Consider the following 21,195-nt stretch of genomic DNA (forward strand, 5'->3'; position numbering starts at 1 on the left):
TGTGAACCCCGGTCGTCGTCAGCGTTGTCGCCGAACGCGGGCGAGACTCGGAGCTACATTGGCGCGGCGGTGCGCGACACCGAGGACCGCGGTCTCGGCTGCTTCACCGTCGGCCGGCAGCAGTGGCAGGCGTTCCTCGACGCGGTGAGAACCGGCCGGTTCGAGTGAGCCGGTCGAACGGAGGGCTCCCCCTGGGGAGCGGTTCAGAGTCCGGGGGCGCTCTTCTCGTGGTTGCAGTGGTTACAGCGACCAGTGGCTGGGGTTGTCGGGGTGGTCGAGCCAGAGCCACTGGTGGTGGGCGGTGGCGGTGAGGCCGAGTCGGGGCCAGTCGGGCTGGTCGTGCTCGAGCCAGGTCTGGTGGGCGTGTTCGACGGGGTCCCACAGGTGGGTGGGTCCGGTTTCGGTGAGCTCGTGGCGGCTGTCGTCGGAGGCGGTGAGGCTGACTTCGGCGGTGGACCCGTCGGGGGCGGTGAGTGTGGCCGCGGCCGGTTGCTGGGTGTCCGGGTCGAGGCGCATGCCGATGGTGACGCCGGTGGGCATGCCGTGGAGTTGGGCGAGCAGCCAGACCACGCGGTTGTCCCACCAGGGGCTTGGTGGCGTGGTGGTGGTGCGGGTCCGTGGTTCGGTGCCTTCCGTGCTTGCGCGCGGTGTGGGTGGGGTCTGGTTGTGGGGGTGGTGGCGCATGGTCATGAACGCCGCCCACCGTTCGGTGAAGCGTCCTTCCAGCCGGTCGGGGTGTCGGTGCAGCAGGGCGAGGTTGCCCGCGTGGATGTTGGGTTTGACGTTGACGAGCACGGCCCCGCCCGGGGTGAGCTGTTCGGCCCAGCTCCACGGGACGCGGGGTACCGAGCAGGTGGCGATGATGCGGTCGTAGGGCGCGTGTTCGGACAGGCCGTCCGCGCCGTCTCGGGTGTCCAGTGTGGGGTGGTGGCCGAGGCTGGCCAGCCGGGTGCGGGCGGTTTCGACCAGAGCGGGGTCGATGTCGATGGAGTACACGTTGCGGTCGCCGAGTCGGTGGGCCAGCAGGGCGGTGGTGTAGCCGGTTCCTGTTCCCACGGCCAGCACCCGGTGCTGGTCGTGGATGTCGAGGGTTTCGAGCATGCGCACGATCAGGTCGGGTTTGGTGCTGCTCGAGGTGGATTCCCGGTGGGAGCCGCGGTGGGCCAGCTGGGTGATCAGGGTGGTCGGTGAGTAGGCCAGCTCGAGGCCCTCGCCGGAGTCGGTGGTCAGCTGCTGCCACGTTCCGGTGCTGTCCTGCTGGTGTGCCTCGGGCACGAGCACGTGTCGGGGTACGGCGGCCACGGCGGTTTTCCAGGCCGGGTCGGTGAGGTCGCCGCGGGTTTCGAGGTCGTCGGCGAGCCGGCGTGCTCGCCAGGTCCAGTCGGTGTCGAGGTGTGTGGTCACGTGGTTTCCTTGCTCAGCAGGTCGGCCAGGGTGCTGGTCAGTGGGTGGTCGGTTGCGGATTCGAGCCAGCCATACTGCCCGCCCGGGTTGATCTCGAGGAACACCCAGTCACCGTCCGGGGTGACGACGAAGTCCAGCGCGCCGTAGTCCAGCCCGAAGCTGTCCAGCAACGCCCGGATCCCGGCAGCGACCGGCCGTGTGGCCGGATGATCATCGCTCCAGTCTCATGTCACGACGGGAGCGGTGGAGACCACGATCACCACGCAGGTGCACAGCGGTTCGGGATTCACCGACGTGAACTCCTGGAGCCTGCGGCACGAATTCCCGGACCCGGGCGATGGTGAAACGCCGGCGATGTGGCTGGACGGCATCGAGCACACCGGACACATCGGTGGTTCGTCGATCAGTCTGCCGGAGGTCACCTTCGAAGGTGTGCCGAAACCCAACCGGGTCTACGCCGAGGACGGGCACGCCGCGCTGATCCGGTACCGAATCAGCGCGATCGTCTCCGAAACGGGCGGAGTGCTTTCGGTGAAGTACGCCGAACCGGAGTGCGAGACCGATGTGAACATGCCGGACAACCCGGAGACGAACACGCTGCGCTGCTTCCCGGTCACCTGGTCGGCGCCGTACGTGTCGGAGCGCACCGACTACTTCCACAAGTACGTGGTCGAGTCGGTGACCGAGCACGACCGCATCGGCAGCACCGCGGGGTCGGTCACCAGCTACGAGTACCTCGACGGTGCGGCTTGGGCCAGCCCCACGTCCGCGGTGGTTCCGGACGACGAGCGGACCTGGAACGAGTTCCGCGGCTTCGGACGGGTTCGGATCCGTTCCGGATCGGGCGACGACGGCCCCGTGACGCTGACCGAGAAGCGCTTCTTCCAAGGGATGGACGGCGACGCCCTGCCCGACGGCGGCGAGCGCAGCGTCCAGGTCACCGATTCGGAGGGAAACAGCCACACCGACCACGCGTGGTTGCGCGGGTTCGAGTACGAATCCATCACTTACAACGGCGAGGGCGGCCCGGTGGTCAACAAGACCATCACCGAGCCGACCTGGCAGGGACCGACCGCCAAGCGTGACGAGCTCGAATCCTACGTGGTCAAACCCGGAACCGAGACCACGTACACGCCACTGGAGAGTGGTGGCAGACGCGTCACGCGCACCGTGACCAGCTACAACGAGCAGGGGCTGGTCACAAGGGTCAACGACCTCGGCGACGTGGACGATCCCGCCGATGATCTGTGCAAGCACACCGCTTACGCCCGCAACACCGACAGCTGGCTGCTCAAGCTCCCGAAACGGAAGTGGACCAACTCGGTGGCCTGCGGGCAGACGCCTTCGCTGCCGGAGGACGCGGTGTCGGACACCCGCACCAGCTACGACGGCGGAAACTTCGGCGATGCTCCCACCTCGGGCAACGCCACCCACGTCGAGGAGCTGTCCGGCCACAGCGGTGGATCGCCGGACTACACGACCACGGCGACGAAGACCTACGACGCCCATGGCCGGATACTGACCGAGTCCGACGCGCTGGGGCGCACCACGACCACCAGCTACACCCCACAGCTGGGTGGTCCGCTCACGTCGAAGGACGTGACCAACCCCGCCGGGCACACGAACACCATCACGTTGGCCCCGGAATCGGGGAAACCGAAACGCAAGGTCGGGCCGGACGGACGGGTCACCGAGATCAGCTACGACGCGCTGGCTCGCAAGACCGCGGTGTGGTTGCCGAACCGCGAACGCGCGGACAGTGAAAGTCCGAACTACCGCTTCGGCTATCGTGTCGCCCGCGAGAAGCCGGTCGTGGTCACCACCGAGGAACTCAACGCCTCCGGCGACTACACGGTTGCGAACAAGATCTACGACGGTCTGCTTCGTGTCCGCCAGACCCAGAGACAGGCTCCGGGCGGCGGCAGGCTGATCACCGAGAAGCACTACGACTCGCACGGTCGCCTCCACCGCGCCACCAAGCCGTACTTCAACGACAATCCGGTGGACAAGAAGCTGTGGCGAGCGAGCAGTGCGGGTGATGTTCCCGCGATGACCCGCATCGAGTACGACGGTGCCGGGCGCGAGGTCGCCGAGATCTTCATGGGTGGCGGCGTCGAGAAGTGGCGCACCGAGTACGGCTACGGCGGTGACCGCAAGCACGTCACCCCGCCGAAGGGCGGGACCGCCACCACCACGATCAACGACGCTCGCGGCCGCGAGGTCGAGCTCCGGCAGTACGAGAACCCAACTCCCACCGGTGAGTACGACTCGACGAGCTACACCTACACGGATGCGGGCAAGCTCGAAACGGTCACCGATCCGGGCGGGAATACGTGGCACTACACCTACGACCTGCGTGGGCGCAAGACCAAGGTCGAGGACCCCGACCGCGGGACCACGAGCTACTCCTACGACGCCGCCGGTCAGATGGTCTCCGAGACGGACGCCCGGGGTGAGACGCTCGTCTATGCCTACGACGCGCTCGGCCGGAAAACCACGACACACTCGGGTTCACCGGACGGCTCGAAACTGGCCGAATGGGAGTACGACACAGCACTGCAAGGCACGGGTGAGCTCGCGTCCGCGACGCGCTGGATGGATGGCAACGCCTACCAGCGAAAGGTCGCGGGGTACGACTCGCTGCGCAACCCGCTCAAGACGGAAACGATCGTTCCGGATGCGGAAGGAAAACTCGCCGGGACGTACACCTCGTACTTCAAATACGCCCCGGACGGATCACAGGACAGCAGAACGTACTCGTCCATCGGCGGGTTGGCCGAGGAGACGGTGAGCCACACGCATGGCGAGCTGGGCAACGTCCTGACCACGTGGGGGACGATGGACAACAGTCCCGAGTACGTTTCCGACACGCGGTACACCTCCTACGGTGAGGTCGCTCGTGTCCAGATGGGCGAGACCGGGAACCGGGCGTGGCAGTCGTACTACTACGACGAGCACACCAGGCGCACCGAGCGCATGATCGTCGACGCCGAGGTGCCGGATCCGATGCAGGCAGATCTGGCCTACTCCTACGATCCGGCCGGCAACGTGACCTCGATCGCGGACCAGCCGCGCGGCGGTGTGGCGGATGTGCAGTGCTTCCGCCACGACCACCTGAGCAGGTTGACCGAGGCGTGGACCACGGGTTCGCAGTGCTCGCAGGACCCCAAGACCGAGGAGTTGGGGGGCCCGGCGCCGTACTGGCGTTCCTACACCTACGACGAGGTCGGTAACCGGCTCACCGAGACACGGCACTCCGCCGGCGGTGACACCGTTCGTGAGTACTCGTACGAACAGCAGGGTCACGCCCTGAACTCGGTGTCGACCGACGGTTCCACGACCGGTGAGTTCGGCTACGACGCCACCGGCAACATGACCAGCCGCAAGGTGGCCGGTCGCGAGCAGCAGAAGCTGGAGTGGAGTGAGCGCGGGAACCTCGAGAAGGTTTCCACACCGGACGGTGACAGCACCGAGTTCGTCTACGACGCGGAAGGGGAGCGGCTGCTGCGTCGTTCGCCGTCGGGAACCACGCTGTACCTGGACGGTCAGCAGCTGCGGTTGAACGCTACGACCGGGGAGCTGTCGGCCACCCGTTACTACACGCACGGCGACAGGACCGTGGCGATGCGCGAGTCCGGCGAGGGGTTGACCTGGCTGACCTCGGATCACCAGGGAACCTCGAAACTGGCGATCGACGCGGACTCGCTGCAGACGACGCGGCGGCGGTTCCTGCCGTTCGGTGCCTCGCGTGGTGGGCAGATCGAGTTTCCGGGGGAGAAGGGGTTCGTCGGTGGGACGATCGACGCCTCGGTCGGACTGACCACCCTGGGTGCGCGGCAGTACGACCCGAACACCGGTCGGTTCATCTCGGTGGATCCGGTGATGGATCTGACGGATCCGCAGCAGATGCACGGATACACCTACGGCAACAACAACCCCGCGACGAATGCGGATCCCAGCGGGAAGTTGTTCGGGATTTTCGGACGGATCTTCTGGCTTCGTTTCAGTTTGTTCCTGAATTCGCTGTGGGAACAGAGTGGTCAGGGTGCGCAGCGCCATTCGGTTGGCGGTGGTGGTTCCCAGAATCGCTCCGGCGGTGTGTCCGGGCAGCGTACGAAGTCGAAGTCCGAGTCCGACAAAGAGGACAACCATTCGTGGTTGCCGATGCTCAAGAAGGCCGGGCACGCGATGTTGGATGTGGCCGGAATGGTCCCGGTTGTCGGCAATGTCGCCGACGGCGCCAACTGCGGCTGGTACATGGCCGAGGGGAAGAAGACCGATGCCGCGCTCTCGTGTGCGGCGGCGGTGCCCGGTGCGGGACTGGCAGCGACGGCGGGCAAGTACGGCAAGCGTGGTTGGGACGCGGCCAGTGGTCTGCGGAAGACACCTGGGTTGTCCGCGTCGCGGCGCAAGGCCGCCTGTGTACCGAACAGTTTTGTTCCGGGCACGGCGGTGTTGATGGCCGATGGTTCGCACGAGCCGATCGAGGACGTCGAGGTCGGGGATCGGGTGGTGGCCACCGATCCGGAGACCGGCGAGACGGTGTCGAGGAAGGTCGTGGCCACGATCACCGGGCAGGGCGAGAAGGACCTGGTCGAGGTCACCGTCGACACCGACGGTGATGCCGGTGATGAGACCGGGGTGGTGGTGGCCACCGGTGAGCATCCGTTCTGGGTGGATGACCGGGGGCGCTGGGTCGATGCCGAGGACCTGGACACCGGGGACCAGCTGCGCACCCCGGACGGTGAGCTGGTCGAGATCACCGACACCCGTGAGTGGGCCCAGGCCCGGCGGGTGCACAACCTCTCGATCGCCGGTGTCCACACCTACCACGCAGTTGCGAGTGACACACCGGTATTGGTGCACAATAGCGACTGCGGGCCAGCCTCGAAATACAAGGATACCACTAGGCCTGGTGCCCGTATGCTGAACAAATCGACCGATGTGGGACCCGAGGAGTTCGGCAAGAATCTCGAGATGAACGGATGGGCTCGCACAGACAAAGGGCCAAATATTATGTACGAGAAGGATGGGGCAAGGTATTTCCTCCGAGGGAAGGCGAACAGTCACGAAGGATGGACTGCTGACTATTATAATCCAGGGTCTAAGAAAGCAGATATCAAAATCCGGCTGGGAGAGGACTGATGGTAGATTCAGATTTGCTCGTACTTGATTGCGATGAGTACCAACGTGTCCGCTCCCGTGTGGCGAACACGTTCGACTTGGATGCAAGGCTGCCTGGTCAGGTTTTCCAGGAAAATAGGTGGGATTCGCTTTTTTGTGAGTTCGATGCGGTCCTTGCTCCGGAGTTTTGGCCCGCGCTGTGTGAGCTGGCCCGATGGCATGGCGATGAATGCATCGACTTGCTGGTTCTTGATCCTGCTTGTGAAGCTTTCTACTTTCCGGAGTACCGAATGTATCCGGCTATGTCGTTGTCGGTCGAGGCCGGGACGGACGACTACTGGTCGGGGATCGGTCACGAGCCGGGTGGCGACATCATGGGGTCGATCGCGGTCTCGGCGGACGTCGTAGCCGTCACCGGAGGATCCGGGGAGTGGGGGTGCTGGGGTGAAAGAAACCCCGAAGTCGCAGTGTTCCAGGGTTTTCCGAGTACGGTCGCACGGAACGAGTGGCGCGCGCAGTTCGGGCCTTTCCTGGAGGTGTCGGGGGCGTTGGAGTCGTATGTGTACCCGGCTCCGGCGGGACGGACTGTCCCGGACGAGTACGCTGCGATCCTGACGGCCAACTATGGTTCTTCGGGATGACTGGGTGGTCGAAGTGGACGCTCTGGACCGCTGAACCAGCCGTGAGCGAACCTTACAGGGCGATGTGCGACGTGATGGGGTGATTGCCGATGCGCGTAGAGTGTCTTCATCGCAATGCGGGCTCGATAGGTGCGCATTGGAGTGAAAGTATTTTCCCGCCCTCGATCGATTACTCTGTAACGGTGGGAGATGTCTACACGGTATACGCGGTCCGATTTGTCGAGCCAGGGTCGATGATTCTGTTGCTGGGGGACTCTGATACGCCCGACTGGTATCCCTTCGATTCTTTTTCGGTGGTGGACGACGATATTCCGTGGGATTGGAAGATCGGAAAAATTGAATGGCATACGGGGGATGTGCACGATTTTGGGTTACCCGGAGATGGTGGAAGATGAGGATCATCACGACCTTCTGATCGAACGTGACAGATCGACGTTGTCGATTTTCTCGAAATATGTCAAGCAGTACGCGGTGGACGACTGAAGCAGCCTGGCGTTTTCGTGGCCCCGACTTGCGGTGTTCGTGGTGTGGCTGCGCCGTAGGTGGGGTCGAAATGGCGGGGCAACACGCGCTGAGCTGCTGTTGGTGCCCCCGGCTGTTCGGACGGGGTGGGGGAAGGTCGCTTGACGATCGTCGAGTGCTGCAGGAGACTCCGCTCGTGCTCGTCACCGGGCAACGGGCGGAGGTCACCACAAGGTGCTGTGTTGTGTGCGTGTGTGCCTGTTCACGAGGGGCACGGTGCCTTGATCGTTAAAGAATCAGCCGGTGGGGCCGTTCTCGGTGGTCGTGGCCAGATCCACGATGACTTGGGCTCCTTCTTCGACGGCGCGGGTGCCGCGGTGTTGGATGAAGTCGGTGGCGGTGTATCCCGGTGTCGTCGAACCGACCCTGACGTGGGACAACTCCGGGGTCTTGGCGAAGGCATAGGAGTACTGGGTAGTGAGCATGTCGAGCGCGGTCTTCGACGAGGAGTTCGCCGAGACAGGGTAGGTGGGTCAGCAGCATGTTATAGGTGCTGTTTTCGGCGTCGAGAACAGCACCGCGCATGGTTGGTGGCTTGCCTCGGGTAGATCCACTGCCGAGTCGGGGGTGACTTCAGAGGACCACATGGGGGATCCATCCAGCCCGGGGACGACCTGGACAGTGCCGCCGAACTGGGTGGTGACCGGAGTACCACAATGTGCGCAGCGTGTACCTCGATGGCTTCGTGGAGGTAGCGGTACGCGGTCGGGATACCGATCCCGGCGTCGACGGCCAGCTGCACCATCCGAGTGTCGTCGCGGAACCGGAGCGCCGTGGCGTGACCTTCCCGAACGGTACGGGCCGTGCATGAGCGGCTGCGCGTGTGGACCGCGGACGGCACCTGGCAGCGCATCCTGGATGAGATCGTGGTCAAAGACGACTCGCTCGGTGAGCCGGAATGACTGATCAGCGTGGACTCCACGGTCGTACGAGCCCACCAGCACGCCGTCGGCGCCCGGAAAAAAGGGGCTACCGACCAGGCAACGAACTGCTCGCCGTCGACGGAGAAGGAGTCGGGCGCTGCCGGGGCGGACTGAGCACGAAGGTCCCTCTCGCTGTCGACGGGCGCGGTCTGCCGATGCGCGTGGTCCTTCCCCGGTCAGTCCGGGGACAACCCGCCACTGCTCCCCCGCTGGACGGGATTAGCGTGGCGCATCCGGGCCCGGGTAGGCCTGGTGCCGCCCGGACATAGTAATCGCGGACGAGACCTAATCGCACCCCTCGACTCGACACGCGATGCGGCGACGACGAATCCGTTTTGTGTGTCCCGAACGCGATGATCAACACGCCCACCGGGCAGCCCAAGGCTCACGCGACGGCCGCCCGCCAGGGTTCGAGCCGTAGCTCCACAAGCACCGCAACGTCGTGGAACGCTGCTTTAACCGGCTCAAACAGTTCCGAGACCTGGCCACCCGTTACGCCAAACGTGGTCCGGCCGGGCCGTATCGGGTTTCGGAGCGGAACTCGTGTGGACGGTCGGGTAGTCGGTGCAGGAGATGGCGGAGCGGGAGCGTCGCGGGGAAACACCGAGCAGTCACCTGCTGCGTGTGCTCTGTCGTCTCGTGGCGCGTTCGCCGTATGAGTCGGAGCTGCTCACCCCGGGCCGGGGTGAGCAGCCGAGCCGAACGAAACGCTCCGTCAGGGGTTCTTGGGAACCGAGGCGTAGACCATCCGCCTGTTCGGGTGCTCGGCGACGGTCCAGATGTTGCCGAGAGTGGTTCCGCCGCGTCCTTCTTCCCAGTGCGAGAGGTCCTCCGGGCCGACGGCGGCCGGTTGGACCTCTCGTGGCCGAAGGACCTCGTCCGACGCGGAGGCCCGATCCGTCTGGTACAGCAGTCCTGCCGCGTCATTCCCGCGGCTCTGGCTCAGGTACCAGCGCTCGTGAAAACGGACCGCTCCCTGAATGTTGCTGTACGGGAGTTCGTGCGCGGCGTCGGCCTGCCACCGGTATCCGGTATCGGTGATCTGCTCCCCGTCTTCGTCGGTGGCACCGGCGATCGGCCATGCGGCCACCCGGCCGGGAACTTCCTCGCTCTTCTTGCAGTACTCCCCCGCGAGCATGTGATCAAGGCCGCTGCGGTCCAGACCCGCGTAGGAGAAGCTCATGGCTTGGTCGTCACTGGTGCACTTCTCGCCCTTCGGGGCGGTGACGGTCCACGAGGCCACCTGCGGCATCACGTAGCGGTACCCGTGGCCGTGATACGTCCCGCTCCGCCGACCGATCCGGCTCCGGTCCTGGGTGCTGCCGTTGGAGGCGGCCCCCAGATCGTAGATGTGGCGCATGTCGAATACCCGGAAGCCGCGTCCGGTGTCGGCCACGTACAAGTGGTTGCCGTACCAGACGATCCCGCCACCGTGCAGGGAGGTGCCCTCGCCGGTCTGCTTGTAGCGCACGCTCATGTAGCTGGGATTGTCGTAGGAGTTGATGGTCGGATAGACGAGAAGCACGTGACGGTAGCGCCCGGTGTGCGGGTCCATGAAGGACACGCGCACACCCTTTTCCAGCTCGTCTTCGCCGTCGTCGACCCCGTCCTTCTTGCTGCTGTCGTACCAGGAGACCAGAACGGGCTGGTTCTCCGCACCCCAGTGCTTGTCGTCCTGCGCGTCGGCGATGGTGCTCACGCCCTGCGGGTACCACAGCATGGTGGAGTTGTCGCCGGAGTTGAAGCACATGCTCGTACTGAGCCTGCGTACGAATTCTCCCGTGCCGTCCAGGTCCGCGTTCTCGTTGCAGACCCCGCCCTCGACCACGCCCGTCCGGTTGGCGTCCTCGAAGATCTTCTTCACTCCGGCCCTGGGCAGTTCCTCGTCGAGTCGGGCGACTCGGTCCTTGAGCTCGGTGCCCATCTTGTTGGGACGCAGTTCGAAGTTGGCCAGGTCCAGGGGGTCGTCCGCAGGGGAAGCCGCCGCGTGGGCGGGGACCGTCGTGGCCAGCAAGCCGAGGACGGCCAAGCCGGCCACGGCCAGCCCACGTCGTCGTGTGCGCATCACAGGCTCCTCATCGGGGATGGTTGCACTCCAGGGCTGGTTTCCGCCCGGAGGTTCTCGGAGAACTCAGCCTAGTGGGACCCCCGGTCCCCGGGAGGCGAAATCGGCGAAGAGCGGCCGAATGGCCCAACCCCTGCTGGGCCCGCCGCAGCACAGTGGCATCGAACGCTTCCGGGGCGCTCGGTTGGGTTCCGGGGTGTGCTGCCGCATGTCCTGCTCGGTTCGGAACGTCTCCCGTCGACGTTGCACGCCGCTGTGCATGTCGCGGGATGACCCCCGTGTCGAAGCCCTCGTCTCCCGGATGAGGGAAATCCGGTTGGGCGAAATCATGGACAGTGGCACCCAACGGTGTTCAACGACATCCGATCAGCTTTCCAAAAGTGAGGACTTCTTCGAACGGAGTTTCCTGATCGACCCCTGGTAACGGGGGAGCGGGTTCCGCCCTCCGGGGGCGGAACGCGGATTCGGCGCGCTGCTCCGTGCGAGGACGTGCTTTCACATCGAGGCTGGTTCCGTCCTGGCGCGGTGTTCGCGAACGGCGGTGACCTCGACTGAAGTCGCTTTCTCCGCTCATCCCTCCTGTTCGGCGGGCTGTCGGGGCGCCGGGTGCAGGGCGGTGGCGGTGGTGGTGATGGTGTCCAGGGCGGTGGTGACCACGGGGTGCTCGCGGCTGCCACGGCGGGTGGCGGCGAGGATGCGGCGTGCTGGGGCGGGCTCGCCGTGCAGGGGGATGCGTGCGACGGGCCGGTCCTCGTGCAGCCGGGCGAGCCGGGGCACGAGGATGATGCCGAAGTCGTGGGCGACCAGGGCGGTTCCGGTGTCCCACTCGTCGGCGTAGTGGACGATGCTGGGGGTGAACCCGGCGGCCATGCAGGCGGTGAGCACCAGGTGGTGGTAGGTGCTGCCGGGCCGGCCCACGATCCACGGCTCGTCGGCGGCGTCGGCCAGGGTGACCCTCCTGCGGGCGGCCAGCGGGTGCCCGCTGGGCACGACCAGGTCGAGGGGATCGTCCAGCAGGGGGTGCTGCTCGAAGCGGGTGTCCGATGTGGGGGGAGTCTCGGCGGTGGCGATCAGCAGCGCCAGATCGGCGTCACCCGCCAGCAGCAGGTCGAAGCAGCGGGCGGGTTCGGCCTCGATGACTCGCACCTTGGACTGGGGGTAGTGGTCGCGCAGGGTGGCCGCGGCCGGGGGAAGCAGGTGCGTGGCGGCGGTGGAGAAGCCGCACAGGGTGAACGATCCGCCTGCTCCTTCGGTGGCGGCGGTCAGCTCGGCCTGCGCGCGTTCGGCCTGGGCGTGGAGCACGTCGGCGTGGCGGAGCACGGTGCGCGCCGCGGTGGTCAGCCGGATGCCCCGGCCGGACTGGGTCACCAGCTCGACGCCGAGTTCGGCGGCCAGTTGACGCAGCTGGTGCGAAACGGCGGAGGGCGTGTAGTGCAGTGCCGCCGCGGCGGCGGTCACCGTGCCGTGGTGGGCCACCAGCTGCAGCACGCGCAGCTTCGGATCGATCATGCAAATATTTTACACGGTCTCGTCTAAGAACGTTTGCTTCTCTTTGCTGGTCCTGAGCGCCAGGATGTGGTTGTGCTGCTCAAGGGGATCTTCGACGAGGGTTGTTCCGGTGTCTCCGACACCCGGATCACGCACCGGACGCGCCGGGACGCGCGCGAGGTGCGCACGGCGGTGTACCTGCTGGTGGTGCTCACGGCCGGGGCCTATCTGCCCAGCCCGCTGTATCCGGGCTATCAGCACGCCTTCGGGTTCGGCGACCTGACGATGACGCTGATCTACGCGATGTTCGCGCTGGTCAGCGCTCCGGCGCTGCTGCTGTTCGGCTCGGCGGCGGATGCGCTCGGCTCCCGGAGGGTGCTGCGGATCAGCGTGGCGGTGGCCGCGCTCGCCTCGGGGTGCTTCGCGCTCGCGACCGGCCCCGGGTGGCTGTTGCTCGGCCGCGCCGCGCAGGGGGTGGCGCTGGGCGCGGCCACGGGGGCGACGACCGCGCTGATCACGGCGCGTGCTTCCGGTGGGAACCGGGCGCGGGCGTCGGTGCTGGCCGGAGTGGCGTTCGTGGGGGGAACCGCGGCGGGCCCGGTCGTGGCGGGTCTGCTGGCGCAGTACGCGCCCGCACCGCGGGTGCTGCCGTACGTGGTGCACCTGGTCCTGCTGGCGGTGGGGTGGTACCGCGTCTCCGCCCTGAGCCCGTCCGCCGCGCGGGGGCGCCGCTGGCGGCCCACGCGCCCGCGCGTCCCGGCCGGTGCGCGGTTGCTGTTCACCGCCGCCGCGGCGACCGGTTTTCTCGCCTGGACCGTGGCCGGTCTCTTCCTGGCGGTCGTCCCGGCGGTGCTCGGCCGCGTCGCCGGGATCGACGACCTGGCGGTCATCGGCGGCGTTCTCGGCGCCGTGCTGGTCTGTTCGGTGCTGTCCCAGCCTCTCGTGCCCCGCTGGGGTGCGCGTGGTGCGCAGCTGCTCGGTCTGGGCGCGCTACTGGTCGCGCTCGCGGCCCTGGCGTGGACCGGCGGTGGGTCGCTGGTGGTCACCGTGCTCGCGGCGGTGGTGGCCGGATTCGGACACGGTCCGGCCTACGGCGGGGCCGCCGCGGCCGTGGACGCGGTCGCACCGGCGCGGGAACGTGCGGCGATCAACTCCGCGTTGTACCTCGCGTTCTACTGCGGCACCGGGGGCCCCGCCGTGGCGGTCGGGCTGCTGACGCTGCGGCTGCCCCTGGACACGGCAACCTCCTGGCTCAGTGCCGCCGCGGCGGTGCTCGTGCCGTTCGTCGCCGCTGCTGTCGTGCTGGCCAACCGCGGGCCACGAGTGCCCCGTGCGGGCGCCGGGTGGAACCACGGCCGGGGTTACACGGCACTTCGGTCCGACAAGGTGTAGGCATCGGCGAGCGTCGTGGGGCGCACACCGCAGGAACGGCCCGCACCCCACGAATCCGAGTGTCCTTCCCGGACGGTCCTCACCGGCTTGTCGGATCAGGAGGGGGTGCCGACCCGGCCGGGGAGGAGCTTCTCGGGGAGGGGATTCATCCACTGACCGTGATGTTGGAGTTCCCGCTGCTCTGGTACCCTTCCGTAGCGAGGATCATGTAGTGGTCGAAACTTCCCAGCGGCATGTTGTGCCGGGCCCACGCGTCGAAGTGGCTTCCGGTGGTGATCGTCCCGCCCGATCTCGGCGACTGCCGGACGCTCCAGAACTGCGGGAAGGTCGCGGTCCCCTCGACGGAGGGGGCGTCGTAGCGCATCGTGCGGTAGATGTCGTAGGTTCCGCCATCGCTGGTGACCGTGCCCCGGTGGTCGTCCCCACCGGGGCGATAGGTTCCGTAGCTCTCGACGATGTAGTACTCCACGAGCGGATTCGACGTCCACCCGTAGAGGGTCAGATATCCGTTCCCGGACGGGTTGAAGCTTCCCGAGTAGTGCACGTTTCTGCGACCGCCGTTGCTCCACCCCTTACCGCAGACGAAATTACCGCAGTCGGTCCACGATGTGCTGTAACTCCCACCGGACGACAGGGTCATGGAGACCGAGCCGCCACCATTGGTCCAGAAAGAATAGTAGAATCCGCCGTGGGTTCCGGTCTGGTTTTGGGTTATGGTCGTGTCCGCGGAGGCGGTGCCCGGGAGAAGCAGGGCGGAGGCGCCCAGCGCCAATGTGCCGGCACTTCCGAGGAAACTCCTGCGGTCGAACGAGCGCGCGTAGGAATCGTCCGTGCTCATCTTTCCTCCTAGTCAGGGCGATGTCGAACAGGTGGTGCGAACCGACGGGCCCGTCGGTGGAGCGGTATTCGCGCGGATGACCAGGATCAACGGTGATCAAGGCCTGTCGACACCGAATAATGTTGGTCAGATACCTTCGGATTGTCAATGCGTTCCCCGGCTGTTTTCGAAATGCGATCCCGATTCGTGGTGGCGCAATGATAGGATAATACTAAATTTTTCCAGGTAAAGCAGAGTGCACTGTGGAATAAAGTTTTGTCCGGTGGGTTCGTCGTCGCGCTGTGGGGGATGCTTTCCTGGTGTGTTTCGCCGGTGAGCGGCGTTGACATCCCCGGAGGACGGTCCTACGTTTCCCGTGTTCCCCGTATTGTTTCCGGGAGATTCCGGTGATTCTGCGTCGGCGCGTCCCGAGGGAGGACCATCATGGTGAATCGAGGATTTCGACGACGGCGAGGACGGGTGTGCGCCTCCCTGGTGGCCGTCGGATTGTTGTTCGGAGTGGTGAGTTCCGCGCAGGCCGAGCCCCGCGAGTCGGCGGATGCCACCATCGTCGACTCGACCGGGCGTGCGGGCCGCACGGTGGCGCTGACCTTCGACGACGGGCCCGATCCGCGCAACACGGCGCGGATGCTCGACGTGCTCGGCGAGCACCACGTCAAAGCCGTCTTCTGCCTGTGGGGCGAGCACGTGCGGCAGCACCCGGGGCTCGTGCGGCGCATCGTCGACGATGGGCACGCGCTGTGCAACCACACGATGCGGCACGAGAACATGAGCACGTGGACGCCTGCCGCGATCAGGCAGAACCTGCGGGCCACCAACGCGGCGATCCACGCCGCGGCCCCGGGGGCCGAGGTGCGGTACTTCCGGGCGCCCAACGGTGCTTGGGGCGACACGCCGCAGGTGGCCGCGGAGCTGGGCATGCAGCCGCTGGGCTGGCGCCTCTCGGTCGGGGACTGGAACCGGCCCGGCGCGGACGTGCTGGTCCGCAGGCTGCGCGAGGGTGTCTCGCCGGGCAGCGTGGTGCTGCTCCACGACGGGGGTGGCGACCGCGGTCAGACGGTGGAGGCGGTGTCGCGTTTCGTCCCGTGGGCGCGCGGTGCTGGGTGGGAGTTCACGCTCCCCGCCCGTGGCTGAGCACGCCCGTTGGTTCATTTCGTGTACGAATCAGTGGGCGCCGAGGCTATGGAAACCCCGCTGGCCTGCCCTGCCGCGATGAGGAGTGTTCCCTGGTGACAGGGTTGCTCCGTGTCCCCGTTGTCGTGTTTCCCCGCCGAGGCGCTCGTCTTAACGGGCTATGGCGTTTCGGGAGGGGCTTGGTTAGTTTTTCGATTATCCTTATTCGAGAGGAGATCGGGTGCGCGAGGACGACAACGGGGACGGACGGGACGGCAAACGCGGGGGTGTGGACCACACCGCCGTCCGACGGGACAACCTCGCCCGCGTGCTCGGCGAGATCCGCTCTCCCGGAACGCTGTCCCGCGCCGCGCTGGCCACGCGGACCGGGTTGACCAAGGCCACGGTCTCCAACCTCGTCAACGAGCTGATCGAACGCCGGTTGGTCCGGGAGACCGGCTGGCGTCAGACGGGCAACGTGGGCCGACCGGGGCGGCTGCTGGAACTCGACGGTAGTTCGGTGGCGGCGCTGGGGCTGGAGGTCAACGCGAACTACCTCGCCGTGCGCGGGGTCGACCTCGCCGAGCGAGTGCTGATCGAGCGGCGCGTCGGCTTCGACGCGGTCGGGGCGGAGGCCTCCCGCGCGGTCGGGGAGCTGGCGCGGCTCGCGAGCGAGGCGATCGCCGAGTTGGAGGGGGCGCGCACGAGCCTGGTCGGTATCGGCGTGGCCGTGCCGGGACTGGTGGACGTGCCGAGCGGCACCGTGCGTTACGCGCCGAACCTGCCCTGGCAGGACGTGCCCATCGCCGAGTGGCTGCGTCACCGGCTCGGGCTCGGGGACGGAATCGGGATCACGGTCGACAACGAGGCGAACCTGGCGGCGCTGGCCGAGTTCGGCAGCGCGGCCAACACGGCCGATGACCTGGTTTATCTGACCGGCGAGCTCGGCATCGGTTCCGGCCTGGTCTCCGGGGGGAGGTTGTTGCGCGGCTCGGACGGTTTCAGCGGCGAGATCGGGCACGTGCCGGTCGACCCCCACGGGCACAGGTGCGGCTGCGGGCAGCACGGGTGCCTGGAGACCAAGATCGGCCTGCCCGCGGCGACCCGGGCGGCCGCACCGGACCTGGACGGGACGTTCCGCGATCCCGAGGAGCAGGCGCGGGTGCTGCTCCAGCGCGCCGAAGCCGGGAATCCGCAGGCGCTGGCCGGGCTCGACGAGATCGGGCGCTGGCTCGGTGTCGGGGTGTCGGTCGCGGTCAACATGCTCAATCCGGGCGCGGTCGTGCTCGGCGGGTACTTCGCCGTGGTGTCGGCCTACGTGGTCCCGGCCGCGATGCGGGAGCTGCGGAGCCGGACCATCGCGGGGGAGACGGCCATCTGTCCCATCACCGCGTCCTTCTTCGGTTTCACCGCCGCCGTCCGGGGCGGAACGAGCGTGATCACCGAGGAGGTGTTCCGGGACCCGCTGCGCGCCCCTGCCGGTGCGGGACGGCAGGGCCCCGAGGGCACGGTCTGACCGCGCGAACGCGGTGGCCCGGCTGCCGCCGCGGCGGGTTTAGTCCGCCCCTGCTCCGGGCACCGACCGGGAGAGGCCCGGTGCCGTTGTGGAGGGGGTGCGCGTGCTGCGAATCGTCGAGTCGGCGAGGCCGGTGCGGGACGAGCCCCCGCGCCACCCGGAGGACGTGGCGGCGGCGCTGCGGCAGGCGTTGGAGCGGGGCGAGCTGGAGCTGCCCCTGCCCGGGAGGGGCGAGACCGCGCGCCGCTGGGCCGAACTGGCCGGATACGGACGTCGGGACTTGGCACTGGCCCGTCTCGTCGAGGGGCACGCGGACGCCACGGCCATCCTGCACGAGGCCGGGGAGAAGCCGGAGCCGAACGCCCTCTACGGGGTGTGGGCCTCCCGGGCCGCGGGCAAGGGCGCCGTGCTCTCCTCCGCGGGGGCCGACGCCGTGCTGACCGGCACAGTGCCGTTCTGCTCGGGGGCCGATCTGCTCGACCGGGCGCTGATCGTGGCGCGTCCGGAGGGCGCGGGCGGTGCCGAGCACGACGTGGTGTTCGACCTCGTCCTGGACGACTCCCGGGTGTGCTCGGTACCGGACACCTGGCAGGCGACCGGCATGGCCGCCTCGCGAACTCTGGACGTCGAACTGCGGGAGCTGCCCGTCGACGGGCAGGAGCACATCGGCCCGGCCGGGTTCTACACCGCGCGGCCGGGATTCCGGCTGGGTGGCGCGGGCGTCGCGGCGGTGTGGCTCGGCGGGGCGGTCGGCTTGCACGATCGGGTGCTCGACCTGCTCACTCGGCGTGGGGCCGATGAACACCAGCTCGCGCACATCGCGGCGATGCACGTGGCGCTGCTGGCGGCCGAGAGCGCGCTGGACCGCGCGGCCGCCACCGTGGACGACTCGGAGGCCGACCCGAGCGGGGCCGCCGCCACCTGCCGTTCGGCCGTGGAGCACGCCGCCCGCCAGGTGCTGGAACGCGCTCCCCGCGTCAGTGGCCCCGGCCCGCTGACGCGGGATCCGGTCTTCAGCCGCAGGCTGGCGGACCTCGAAGTGTACGTGCGCCAGCACCACGGCGAGCGCGAACTCGCCGAACTGGGCAGACGGGTGCTGCACGACCGGGCGGGCGGGATCGACCGTGAGCCCTGATCCCGTCCCGGTCACGTCCGAAGCCGAGTGGCTGGACGCGCTCGCCCGGAGCCGGTTGGGACCTCCGGACACGGCGGAGTGGTTCCGGGGCGTGATCGTGGCGGCGCACCCGGACGACGAGACCCTGGCGGTGGGCGGGTTCCTGCAGGAGCTGTCCGCGCGGGCGGTGCGTCTCAGGATCGTCGTCGCCACCGATGGGGAAGCCGCGTTTCCCGGGCTCGCCGCGGCGGAGCGCGCGCGGTTGGCCGACACGCGCAGGGAGGAACTGCACGCGGCGCTGCGCGCGCACGGCTTGGGAAGCGTTCCGGTGACCTGGCTGGCGTTCCCGGACTCCCGTCTCGTCGAGCACGAGCGGAGCTTGGCGCGCGCACTGCGGCCGCTGCTGGCCGGGGCCGACGCGAGCGTGGTCCCGTGGCCGGTGGACCCGCACCCGGATCACCGGGCGGCGGGTCGTGCCGCCTCGGCCGCCGCTCCCGAGGGCGGTCGGGTGTGGTCCTACCCCGTGTGGATGTGGCACTGGATGCGCCCGGACAGCGCGGTGATCCCGTGGCGGAGTGCGGTTGTCCAGCGGCTCACCGGTGAGCAGCGCGCGCGCAAGTCGGCGGGGCTGGCCGAGTTCGTCTCCCAGACCGGCCCGGACCCCGCGGGCAACGGTCCCGTGCTTCCTCCGCGGGTGTTGGCGCACTTCGAACGCGATGTCGAGGTGCTCTTCGAGGAGCGCCGGTGAGCAGTACACCGCTGGAACGCTTCGGCGAACTGCACGAGAGGTGGTTCGACCCGTGGGACACCGCGAATTCCTGGTACGAGCGGCGGAAGCGAGCCGTCGCTCTCGCCTGCCTGCCGAGACCGGTTTACCCCGCGGTGGTCGAACCGGCCTGCGGTATCGGCGAGTTCACGGCCGAGCTGGCCCCGCGGTGTGCGCGGCTGGCGGCTTCCGACGGGCTGGAGGTGGCGGTGCGGCGGGCACGGCAGCGGTTGGTGGACCGACCTCACGTGAGCGTGTGCCGCCGTCGATTGCCCGACAGGTTCCCGCCCGAGTACGCGAGTGCCGATCTGGTCGTGCTCAGCGAGGTCCTGTACTACTTCGACACCGGTGACTTCGACGCCGTCGTGGACGCGGCGGTGCGTGCCCTGCGCAGCGGGGGAGAGCTGCTCGCCGTGCACTGGCGACCCCGTGCCGACGACGCCGTCCGCGACGGGGACTCCGCGCACCGTCGGTTACGGGGGTGGTCCGAGTTGGAGGTTGTGGTCACTCACCGCGAGGCCGAGTTCCTCGCCGAAGTGCTGAGGTTGTGTTGAGGTCGCGCGTCGGAGCGGTGGCCGTGGTGGTGCCGGCGCACGACGAGCAGGAGCTGCTCCCCGGTTGCCTGCACAGCGTGGCCAGGGCCCTGCGGCGTGTTCCGGCCGGTGTGCGCACGGGGGTGTTCATCGTGGCCGATCGATGCACCGATGTCACCGCAGCCCGCGCGCTGTCCTTCGCCGCGGAGTTCGACGAGTTCGCGCTGCTGGTCAACTCGGCCCCGCTGGAGCTGGGCGGAGTGCGCAATCTGGGGGCCTCCGGCGCTTTCCGCGCGCTGTCGGCCCACGCGCCGGAGCGGACCTGGCTGCTGCACACCGACGCGGACACCACGGTCCCGCCGGACTGGGCGCTCGATCACCTGCGTTACGCCGAACGAGGGACGCACGCCGTGGCGGGACGGGCGATGATCCGGCGTTGGTCGGGTCCGGCCGCGCCTGCGCGGTACCGCTACGAGGCCCTGGTCGCCGAGCACGTCCGTGCGAGCGGGCACCATCACGTCTATGGGGCCAATCTGGGGGTGCGCGCGGACGTGTTCGCCTCCTTCGGAGGGTTTCCGGCGGTGTCGACCGGGGAGGACCACGCGTTGTGGCGGCGTGTCGTCCGGGCGGGGTGGGTGACCGGGCAACCGAACGACCTGGTGGTGTTCACCAGCGATCGGACCCGGGGGCGCGCGCACGGTGGACTGGCCACGTTCCTGCACGAACTGTCCGTCCTGGACCGGTCCGCGGCGGTCGCCGGCCCGAGCACGGCGTTTGGGCCGCCCCGCGGCGGGCAACACTGGAGTCATGCGCCCGTTTTCCGCACTGGACCGGATCGCTGAGTGGTCCTGGCTGGACAAGCCCGCCTCCGCACTGCGTGACACGGTGTTCGCCCTGCTCCGGAACCGGCGGTTCCGGGACGTGCTCCACGGTGTCTGGCTGGGCCACCCCCTGCATCCGATGATGGTGCAGACGCCCGTGGGAGCGTTCCTGTTCGCCGGGGTGATCGACGCGTTCCCCGACCGGGGAGCAGGGGAGCGGCGAGCGGCCGAGTCGCTGATCGGGTTGGGCCTGCTGACCAGCATTCCGGCCACGTTGGCCGGGGCGGCCGATTTCGCGCAGGCCCACGAGGAGCAGCAGCGCACCGGGCTGGTTCACGCCGTGGCCAACGGCGCCGCGTTGACGAGTTACCTGCTGTCCCTGCGGTGGCGGTCCGGAGGAGCCGAGCGTGCCGGTGTACTCGCCGGGTGGACGGGGCTGGCGTTGACCGCGGCCGGTGGGTTGCTGGGCGGGCATCTGTCGTATCACCAGTCCACCGGGGTCAACCACGCCGACGCGGTTCCGCACGTCGCCCCGGAGGAGTGGACCGATCTCGGTGCGCTGACCGAACTGCGGGACCGGGTTCCGAGCAGGCGGATGGTGGGCGAGGTGCCCGTGGTGGTGCTGCGGGACGGTGCGGAGCTCTACGTGCTGGCCGACCGGTGCAGCCACGCCTCGGGCCCGCTGTCCCGGGGGACGCTGTCCTGGCAGTCGGAGAGCTCGGGGAACTCGCCGTGCCTGCGGTGCCCGTGGCACGGGAGCGTGTTCCGGCTCTCCGACGGAGGTGTGGAACACGGCCCGGCGACAGCCCCCCAGCCGACGTTCCACACCCGGGTGGTGGACGGCCACGTGCAAGCCAGGGTGCGGCGCATCCCGGGGGTCCCCGCAGGAGGGTGACCGTCGCGGGGCGAGCCGCTTCCTCCGGGCCCCCGGGTGA

The 21,195-nt window shown here is 68.1% G+C and carries 18 protein-coding genes and 1 pseudogene; 13 read left to right on the top strand and 6 right to left on the bottom strand.

From position 1 onward, the window contains the following. Nucleotides 1–69: 69 nt before the first annotated feature. Entirely contained in the window at nucleotides 70–168 is a 99-nt protein-coding gene (locus tag FHR84_RS04090; protein WP_425489843.1) for a DUF397 domain-containing protein, read from the top strand. Between the two features lie 72 nt (nucleotides 169–240). On the opposite strand, the gene FHR84_RS04095 is transcribed toward FHR84_RS04090, so the two are convergent. After that, complete coding sequence (locus FHR84_RS04095) at nucleotides 241–1,404, bottom strand: methyltransferase domain-containing protein (protein ID WP_179534049.1); 1,164 nt, start codon at nucleotides 1,402–1,404, stop codon at nucleotides 241–243. Beyond that, nucleotides 1,401–1,574, bottom strand: coding sequence for a hypothetical protein (locus FHR84_RS04100; protein WP_218861935.1), 174 nt, complete (start codon nucleotides 1,572–1,574; stop codon nucleotides 1,401–1,403). Before FHR84_RS04100 ends, FHR84_RS04095 begins: the two co-directional genes overlap by 4 nt. A 73-nt stretch (nucleotides 1,575–1,647) precedes the next feature. On the opposite strand from FHR84_RS04100, the gene FHR84_RS23105 reads away from it, so the two are divergent. The 3 genes from FHR84_RS23105 to FHR84_RS04115 all read left to right on the top strand — a co-directional run bounded on the left by FHR84_RS23105 (nucleotide 1,648) and on the right by FHR84_RS04115 (nucleotide 7,564). Beyond that, on the top strand, nucleotides 1,648–6,549 hold the full coding sequence (locus FHR84_RS23105; protein WP_218861937.1) for a polymorphic toxin-type HINT domain-containing protein: 4,902 nt from the start codon (nucleotides 1,648–1,650) through the stop codon (nucleotides 6,547–6,549). Beyond that, entirely contained in the window at nucleotides 6,549–7,169 is a 621-nt protein-coding gene (locus tag FHR84_RS04110) for a hypothetical protein (RefSeq protein ID WP_179534050.1), read from the top strand. Before FHR84_RS23105 ends, FHR84_RS04110 begins: the two co-directional genes overlap by 1 nt. Before the next feature lie 233 nt (nucleotides 7,170–7,402). Then, nucleotides 7,403–7,564: a hypothetical protein gene (locus tag FHR84_RS04115; RefSeq protein WP_218861938.1), complete on the top strand. Its 162-nt coding sequence runs from the start codon at nucleotides 7,403–7,405 to the stop codon at nucleotides 7,562–7,564. A gap of 363 nt (nucleotides 7,565–7,927) precedes the next feature. On the opposite strand, the gene FHR84_RS04120 is transcribed toward FHR84_RS04115, so the two are convergent. Continuing rightward, entirely contained in the window at nucleotides 7,928–8,116 is a 189-nt protein-coding gene (locus FHR84_RS04120; protein WP_179534052.1) for a Rossmann-fold NAD(P)-binding domain-containing protein, read from the bottom strand. A gap of 337 nt (nucleotides 8,117–8,453) precedes the next feature. On the opposite strand from FHR84_RS04120, the pseudogene FHR84_RS23110 reads away from it, so the two are divergent. Next, nucleotides 8,454–9,146, top strand: a pseudogene (locus FHR84_RS23110) (IS5 family transposase); the annotation flags it as partial. 183 nt (nucleotides 9,147–9,329) lie between these two features. Here FHR84_RS23110 and FHR84_RS04125 read toward each other — a convergent pair. Both FHR84_RS04125 and FHR84_RS04130 read right to left on the bottom strand, forming a co-directional pair. Then, the gene (locus tag FHR84_RS04125; protein WP_246300113.1) at nucleotides 9,330–10,679 is read right to left on the bottom strand and encodes a hypothetical protein; all 1,350 of its coding nucleotides are present in this window, start codon (nucleotides 10,677–10,679) and stop codon (nucleotides 9,330–9,332) included. A 570-nt stretch (nucleotides 10,680–11,249) separates the two neighbouring features. Beyond that, the gene (locus FHR84_RS04130; protein ID WP_179534053.1) at nucleotides 11,250–12,188 is read right to left on the bottom strand and encodes a LysR family transcriptional regulator; all 939 of its coding nucleotides are present in this window, start codon (nucleotides 12,186–12,188) and stop codon (nucleotides 11,250–11,252) included. Between the two features lie 72 nt (nucleotides 12,189–12,260). Here FHR84_RS04130 and FHR84_RS04135 point away from each other — a divergent pair, with 72 nt between their 5' ends. Continuing rightward, on the top strand, nucleotides 12,261–13,559 hold the full coding sequence (locus FHR84_RS04135; RefSeq protein WP_343075143.1) for an MFS transporter: 1,299 nt from the start codon (nucleotides 12,261–12,263) through the stop codon (nucleotides 13,557–13,559). 145 nt (nucleotides 13,560–13,704) lie between these two features. Here the strand turns inward: FHR84_RS04135 and FHR84_RS04140 are convergent, their stop codons facing one another. Beyond that, the gene (locus FHR84_RS04140; RefSeq protein WP_179534054.1) at nucleotides 13,705–14,397 is read right to left on the bottom strand and encodes a glycoside hydrolase family 11 protein; all 693 of its coding nucleotides are present in this window, start codon (nucleotides 14,395–14,397) and stop codon (nucleotides 13,705–13,707) included. Nucleotides 14,398–14,820: 423 nt separating this feature from the next. Between FHR84_RS04140 and FHR84_RS04145 the strand changes: the two genes are divergently transcribed. The 7 genes from FHR84_RS04145 (at nucleotide 14,821) to FHR84_RS04175 (ending at nucleotide 21,155) form a co-directional block, all read left to right on the top strand. After that, on the top strand, nucleotides 14,821–15,531 hold the full coding sequence (locus FHR84_RS04145) for a polysaccharide deacetylase family protein (protein ID WP_179534055.1): 711 nt from the start codon (nucleotides 14,821–14,823) through the stop codon (nucleotides 15,529–15,531). A gap of 220 nt (nucleotides 15,532–15,751) precedes the next feature. Then, nucleotides 15,752–17,026, top strand: coding sequence for an ROK family protein (locus tag FHR84_RS04150; protein ID WP_179534056.1), 1,275 nt, complete (start codon nucleotides 15,752–15,754; stop codon nucleotides 17,024–17,026). 103 nt (nucleotides 17,027–17,129) lie between these two features. Beyond that, complete coding sequence (locus FHR84_RS04155) at nucleotides 17,130–18,161, top strand: acyl-CoA dehydrogenase family protein (protein WP_218861942.1); 1,032 nt, start codon at nucleotides 17,130–17,132, stop codon at nucleotides 18,159–18,161. Next, nucleotides 18,151–18,888 carry a PIG-L family deacetylase gene (locus FHR84_RS04160; protein WP_179534057.1) on the top strand — a complete coding sequence of 246 codons (738 nt, stop codon included), beginning with the start codon at nucleotides 18,151–18,153 and terminating at the stop codon, nucleotides 18,886–18,888. Before FHR84_RS04155 ends, FHR84_RS04160 begins: the two co-directional genes overlap by 11 nt. Further along, nucleotides 18,885–19,460 carry a methyltransferase domain-containing protein gene (locus FHR84_RS04165; protein WP_179534058.1) on the top strand — a complete coding sequence of 192 codons (576 nt, stop codon included), beginning with the start codon at nucleotides 18,885–18,887 and terminating at the stop codon, nucleotides 19,458–19,460. The genes FHR84_RS04160 and FHR84_RS04165 overlap by 4 nt, the downstream gene beginning before the upstream one ends. Further along, the gene (locus FHR84_RS04170) at nucleotides 19,457–20,281 is read left to right on the top strand and encodes a glycosyltransferase family 2 protein (RefSeq protein ID WP_179534059.1); all 825 of its coding nucleotides are present in this window, start codon (nucleotides 19,457–19,459) and stop codon (nucleotides 20,279–20,281) included. The genes FHR84_RS04165 and FHR84_RS04170 overlap by 4 nt, the downstream gene beginning before the upstream one ends. Next, nucleotides 20,247–21,155, top strand: a complete 909-nt coding sequence (locus FHR84_RS04175; RefSeq protein WP_179534060.1) for a Rieske (2Fe-2S) protein — start codon at nucleotides 20,247–20,249, stop codon at nucleotides 21,153–21,155. The genes FHR84_RS04170 and FHR84_RS04175 overlap by 35 nt, the downstream gene beginning before the upstream one ends. Nucleotides 21,156–21,195: the final 40 nt, after the last annotated feature.

It is taken from the genome of Actinopolyspora biskrensis (assembly GCF_013408175.1).
Classification (GTDB): domain Bacteria; phylum Actinomycetota; class Actinomycetes; order Mycobacteriales; family Pseudonocardiaceae; genus Actinopolyspora; species Actinopolyspora biskrensis.